The sequence below is a fragment of the Fischerella muscicola PCC 7414 genome (assembly GCF_000317205.1).
Taxonomy (GTDB): Bacteria; Cyanobacteriota; Cyanobacteriia; order Cyanobacteriales; family Nostocaceae; genus Fischerella; species Fischerella muscicola.
Genome location: NZ_AJLK01000092.1, coordinates 1 through 6,458 on the forward strand (window position 1 = coordinate 1; position 6,458 = coordinate 6,458).

A 6,458-nucleotide genomic window follows, 5' to 3' on the forward strand; every position below is an offset into this window, starting at 1 on the left:
ACTTGGTGTTAAAAATTTAACTGTTGGGAAAAAATATTTTAACCGCACAGATGCTGAAAGTTCAGAGAAACTGAGAAGATGGGGGGCTAGGGGTCCCCACTTTGTGGGGTTGGGGGGCAGTGGGGAGTGTGGGGAGAATAAATAGTAACAAAGCTCACAAATGACCACTAACCACTAACCAATGACCAGACGTGCCATGGCACGTCTGGTACAACAACCAAACCAACAACCAACAACCAACAATCAACCACTAACTACTAAGTGTGGTTGTCCCCAAATAATCCGTTCTTGCTTGTAAATAGCAATTCCCGGTTTAGCTCCTTTGGGTTTATAGACATACTTTGGTTGAGTGTAAACTACTGGTACTTGGTCGCTTTGACGAGCGCGACTGTAATAAGCACTCAGATTAGCAGTAAATTGTAAATCTGCTTCGTCTGGAACAGCACCAGGTTCTAGTCTTAGTAGTACATGACTACCTGGAATTTCTTGAGTGTGGAACCACAGGTCATAATCGTTAGCAATACGGAAAGTTAATTGATCATTCTGCCGATTATTACGACCAATCAAGACTTCAAAACCGTTAGGGGTACGGTAATGATGAAAATTATCAGTGGTTTCGTTTTTACTACGACTGCGGTATTCTTGATCTTCTAAATACTGTTGTTGAATTAACTCTTCACGAATTTCTTCTAAGGCTTGCAAATCTGTTGCTGTTGTGTAATTCTCTATTTGAGCGATCGCTGCTTCGACTTGTTCTAAATATTCGATTTCGGCATTCACTTCTGCTAATAGTGGTTCCACAGCAACACGGGCGCGTTTGAGTTTTTGGTGCTGTTTATAGAGATATTGAGCGTTTTGTACAGCAGTTTTATCTGGTTCTAGGGCAATTTTTACTGATTTACCAGTGTCAAAGTCAGGAAGGGTAATTTCCTTCATGCCTGGTTTCCACTTTTGCAGGTATGTCATCAACAAATCAGCCTGAGTGCGATATTCATCGGCTTGATCAGATTGGTGCAAGCGTTGCTCAAAAGTTTGTGCCTTCAACCGCAATTTTTCTAAAAGATTACTGACTTTCTGAGTCAGTTGATGCTGTAGTTGAGAGAAAGTTTGTTGATTGAGTTGATCTGTATAGTAGCGGTTGAGTAATTCTTGAATATCCTCTGCTGGTTCAATTCCACCCCAGCCGAGTACTGTGTATCCTTCTGTTGTCCAAGCTGGTTGAAATTTTTCTTCTGCTAAAGCTTGCAACCATTCTTGCCAACGTGCAAATAGTCTCTGCCAATCTTGGGGTGTCAGGGTATCAGTGTTAGTTTCTGGATCTATATTTGTTGCCAACAGCATTGACTGTACCAATGCTGGAGAAACACCACGATAGTTTTTTAACAACTGTTGCTTGATTGCTGTTGGTATTAAACTGACTCTTTCTTGCCAGCGTTGTTGAGATTCGCTCAAACTAGGTATAGCATTAGTCAGACTGGGTGGTGTTTCATAAGGCTGTGCAGTCAGGATAGGACGGACGCTGGATTTTTGCTGATTAACTTGGTGAGCAGCAGTAATGATCATGTTATTCGCATCAGTGAGAATAACGTTACTGTATTTACCCATAATTTCTACGTACAGGTGATACAGAGGTTCTTCTCCTGGACGACGAGCAAATTGTAAATTAACAACGCGTTCCCAAGGTGCGATCGCCTCAACTGTCACCAACGCCAAACTACCCAACTGATGAACTAGTTGCTGACTAAAGGTAAATGTATCTAGTAATCGCGGTGGTGGATCGCCGATGTGCAGACGCGCCGCTTGGGGATGCCAGGAAATCTCTAGCCAACCGCGCTGTTTGAGGGTACGTAGCGCTATAGAAATAGTATAGCGATCGCGCTGATAAACTTGTTCCAAGCGCGATGGCAACCACTGAGCGCGGATGTCGCTACAAACAGCAGTGAGAGTGGTAAAGTCGAATGTTTGCACAACAATTTTTCGCTCAAGTAACTTCGATGGTTTACATAGCTCTTGAAAACAAGAGATGCACACCGAATAAACATATCTCTATCGGTATGCATCTTTTATGTTAACGGCAATTGAGTTTTAGGAAAACGTCAATTCAACATCAGAATCCTCTTAATACCATTTCACAAAATGCTGGATACCAATCCTCCCCCTTGTCTGGTTTGTCTTCCTTGTCTACTGGTCGCTGAATTAAAGTGAAACGGTATTAAACTTGTTGAGTCTGTTTGTTTCTTTGACTGCACCTGACACCTGCAATCCCAGCTAAGAAAATAGCACCGACTGTGGCAGGTTCTGGTACACTCTGGGGAGAAGTGCCAACTTTGATTTGATATGCCAAATTAGAACGACTAGGTGCTGCACCAGTCCAACTCATGGAGACTTTACCAGTGAGTCGGAAAGGAGTAAATATATTGCTGAGTCGGAGATAGTCCATATCACTACTACCTTGACCAGTAGAAGATAAGCCCCCAATATTAAATGTATTTCCTAGTAGATTTCCATTTTGATCTAGGCTTTGGATGGCGAAGTTGCTTAGCGTCATAGTGCTGTTGTTAGCAGCACGAGTACGGAAGAAAATATCTGTTACAGAACCACTAAAAGCTGTGCTACTGAGGGTCTTACCTCCAACAATGTAATTAACACGAGAACCTGTATACTCCAGAACTAGATCGTAAAGCGTACCATTTCCCCAGACAAACTGATCTTGAGCAACAGGTTTACCAGCCAAATTAGGGTCAGGATCTCTGACATCTCTATTAATACCTAATTCCCGCTCAGCAGTATTTGTACTGTTGTTACCAATTCGTCCTTCAGCAACAAAAAGTTCTTTAAACTGGTTGCTGTCAAGCATGGCATTAAAATCGTAATCATCAAAATCTGTATCAGCATCTTGAGATACCAAAGGAGTAAGTGTAAAAGCTTTTGCTGGGTTAGCTGCCATCAGCAAGCCTAGCGTTGCTATTCCCAAAACGAAAATAGATTTGCTGTGATTTACATATTTATTCAAATAGCGCATATAATCTCCTAACTTGCGATTTTTCTGTAGCTGTATATAAAAAGATTTACACCCTAATATCTTTTATTGAGATAGCTTATGCCTCATTAAACAAGCAAAGAAAATTTTGTCTCAACACATATAAAAACAAGCAATGCAGATTTTTGTTGATTTCTGCATCTTTTGCTTTGTGCAAAATATTCTTTGTAGTTATTACAACTTACAATCCAGTCTTTTAAATGTCGAGGAAAAGTATTTTAGTTTACAGAAAATTTGGAACTTAATAAAAACTTTTCAGTAAGTGGTGAGAATACTGAAAATCTCCAAAACTTTAGATATTTATCTGGCAATTATTTTTTATAGCTTTTGTGTAAAAATACTTGATTAAAACATGAGTTTGATAAATTTCATTAGCCCAACATCCCGCCCTCAAATAAATTTCGGGCTAACAGCAAAAACCCACGTTTACAGTGAATTGCCTTCCATCCCAATATTTTTCATCAGGATGAAAGACAGAACAAAATTATACTAATAGGTAAATGGCAATAATAAAAGTTACTTTTTAGCCATTACCCTTACGGGTTCGCGCTTACGCTCATGGGGGCTAGGGGTCCCCTTTGGGGTTGGGGGAGGGAACCCCCTGCGTAAGAGTCGCTGGCTCACCAATTACCCATTATTAATGGCTAAAAAATTATGAACTCAGTAATACTGGTTCTTCTTCTTGAACTTTTGCTTGCAACAATTGGGTGTATAATTCACTGAGTTGAGTCGCCACACCATTCCAACTAAACTTGTTTTCAACTCTTCTTCTAGCGGCTTGGCCTAATTTATCTCGCCATTGGGGATTAGCAAGAATTCGGTCAATTGCCACAGCAAAAGCATCTTCATCTTGTGGTGGTGCTAGCAAACCGGTTTCTTCAGATACGACAGTAAACTGAAGTCCACCAACATCACTGGCCACTACTGGTGTATTACTAGCCATTGCTTCTATTGCTACTAGTCCGAATGGTTCATAGTGACTGGGAACAACGCAAACATCAGCAGCAGCATAGTAAGAAGGTAGGATTTCCTGACTCAGACGTCCGGTAAAGATGGTAAAGTCACTCATTCCCAATTCGTGAACAATACCTTCAATTCGTTCACGTTCCATGCCGTCGCTTTGCCCTGGACGGCTTCCACCACCAATGATAAGCTTGAGATGTTTATCACCACGGAATTGAGACTTTCCAACAGCACGCACTAAGGTTTCTATACCTTTACGGGGGTCAAAACGCCCCACATACATAACTACTTTGTCTTCGGGGTTAAGCCCTAACTGAACTCTTGCTGCTTGCCGACTAATACGACCAAACTGCTCAATATCAGTACCGCAGGGAATGATATCAATGTTACCTTTTGTGGAAACAAGCGATCGCATATGTTCTTTCTCCTGTGGACTTGTTGCCACAATCCGTTCTGCTGTTTCCAATACCTCTTTTTCCACTGCTAACCGTGTACTGGCAATTAGAGGAATAGTCTTGATAGTGTTGTACTTGACTGCTCCTAATGAGTGGTATGTATGAACCTGCTTGCTGCCTTGAATTTTCTTTAACTGCATTCCTACCCAGCTAGAGAGCCAGTAGTTTGTGTGAATTAATGGGTAAGTAATCCCATTTAATCTTTGGAATTCGAGAAAATTATCCACAAATTCTGGCAAATTTCCAAATAAATTGTCTCTAGGGACAAATTCCACAGCACCTGCTTCTAATCGAATTGTTCGACAATTAGGACGATGTTGAACAATAGTATCTTGCTCTGTGCTTACTTTGCGAGTAAACATATCAACTTGCCATCCTAGCTGGGCTAGCGCTTCACCCACCTGGCGCACATAAACGTTTTGCCCTCCAGCTTCTTCTTTGCCTATTTCAATTGCGGGGTCGCCATGTACTGAAATCAAGGCAATGCGTTGTTCAGTTCTAGAGTTCATAGTCTGTTGGTTTTTGAATTGAACGAGGTCTATGGCAAGTTTGAGATTTCGCCTGCCTTTGTACCTCAATCATGTGGAAAGTTTAAGTAATCTTTATTTTAATTTAATATGCCTAAGATTTTTATACATCTTCTACCAGAAGTAATCTGCTAAATTACATATTTCCATTCGTTTTGTTTATATGTAATTAGTAATATTTTTCTTTGATGGTATCTATAAGCAAAGTTAAGTTTTTTACCGGGAATTGCTAAGATTGCGTTGCATCTATGAAGATAATTAAGGTGATTTATAGTCTTTTTATAATAAATTAAAATAATAGTTATTTGAAATAATAATATTTCAGCGCACTTCGCTTCATCTGTGTCTGGAAAGGGTCTAGCTGTCTTGAAAATAGGGATCGGGGAACTCACCAGTCCCCACGACCGTAGGGAGTGGGGATTAGGGGTAACGGGGATCAACTTAACAGCAAACTCATAATCCATCGGTGTACCCTACCTTAAGCCGCCCTTAGGGGCGTCTACATCGGTGTTCATCGGTTACCCTTCACCGAAGCCTATGAGCGCGTCTACGTTTAATTCATCTCCTCGTTGTGGGCAATTGCCCCTGGGGTTCTGCCTTATTTTCAAGACAGAATTATGAAATTTCAATAACCGATAAGAATAATTTATATATTACGCAGATATTAATATATCTATATATCTACCTATAGGCATAGATTCTCCCTATGCTTAATTATAGGAATAACTAGTACTCGACCACATAAGTTTTAACTCTTTGCGAGGGGTCAGATCCCCGACTTTTTAAAAAAGTCGGGGATCTGGCTAACCTATCAAAATCAATTTGGTGAACTAGTAGTTAGACAAAATTAATTACACATATTATTTTTCTATTGCGTATTGCCATAGTCAGTACTAATCAATACTCGCTGTAGCAAAATTAAAAAGCAATCGTAATAGATACAGACTTCCCGTCTAGTAAAATACCCTTATGCAATTAGAATTCATTCCCGTTGAAGAGTTTTACTTTGCTCTTACCCTAGCAGTTCGCACACTGGAAGAAATAGATAAACCTGGTTTGGTAGAACAAGTGCGATCGCGGCTTTTGGCAGAATGTGGACAACCCTCAACAGTTGCTCCTGGGAAACAAAACACATTTAATTACGTGTTCAGAGTCAAAGACGCAGATAACACTCCTGCACCTAGTCTGATTGTCTCTATTTCAGATTGGCAGGATAAACTACGCTTGAGTAGCGATTATGGCTGGATGTTAGATCAACAACGCAAGCCAATTCGCACAGAAAAACACGAACAACGTTCTCAATTCACCCAAAATTTGCGATCGCACTTACAACAATGGCTGCATATTCCTCTTGACTAAGTAGATGTCTCAAACTGCAACCTATCAGAGGCATAAAAATCATTTTTTTAACTTATAACCTCTAGCCCCTAGCCCTTATTTTTCAGATAGCTTATGGGTAAATGATTAAAAATT

The 6,458-nt window shown here is 40.4% G+C and carries 4 protein-coding genes; 1 reads left to right on the forward strand and 3 read right to left on the reverse strand.

The features are described 5' to 3' along the window. Positions 1-243 precede the first annotated feature (243 nt). From UYI_RS0114065 to UYI_RS0114075, 3 genes are all read right to left on the reverse strand, one after another. Positions 244-1,968, reverse strand: a complete 1,725-nt coding sequence (locus tag UYI_RS0114065; RefSeq protein ID WP_016867293.1) for an Rqc2 family fibronectin-binding protein — start codon at positions 1,966-1,968, stop codon at positions 244-246. Between the two features lie 244 nt (positions 1,969-2,212). Continuing rightward, positions 2,213-3,022 carry a choice-of-anchor W domain-containing protein gene (locus UYI_RS0114070; protein ID WP_016867294.1) on the reverse strand — a complete coding sequence of 270 codons (810 nt, stop codon included), beginning with the start codon at positions 3,020-3,022 and terminating at the stop codon, positions 2,213-2,215. Positions 3,023-3,692: 670 nt separating this feature from the next. Then, positions 3,693-4,967, reverse strand: coding sequence for a glycosyltransferase family 4 protein (locus UYI_RS0114075; protein WP_016867295.1), 1,275 nt, complete (start codon positions 4,965-4,967; stop codon positions 3,693-3,695). A gap of 987 nt (positions 4,968-5,954) precedes the next feature. On the opposite strand from UYI_RS0114075, the gene UYI_RS0114085 reads away from it, so the two are divergent. Beyond that, positions 5,955-6,344, forward strand: a complete 390-nt coding sequence (locus UYI_RS0114085) for a hypothetical protein (protein ID WP_016867297.1) — start codon at positions 5,955-5,957, stop codon at positions 6,342-6,344. Positions 6,345-6,458 lie beyond the last annotated feature (114 nt).

Excerpts from the sequence above, each read along its gene's own strand:
- UYI_RS0114070 (WP_016867294.1), bottom strand. The coding sequence starts at position 3,022 with ATGCGCTATTTGAATAAATATGTAAATCACAGCAAATCTATTTTCGTT.
- UYI_RS0114075 (WP_016867295.1), bottom strand. The coding sequence starts at position 4,967 with ATGAACTCTAGAACTGAACAACGCATTGCCTTGATTTCAGTACATGGC.
- UYI_RS0114085 (WP_016867297.1), top strand. The coding sequence starts at position 5,955 with ATGCAATTAGAATTCATTCCCGTTGAAGAGTTTTACTTTGCTCTTACC.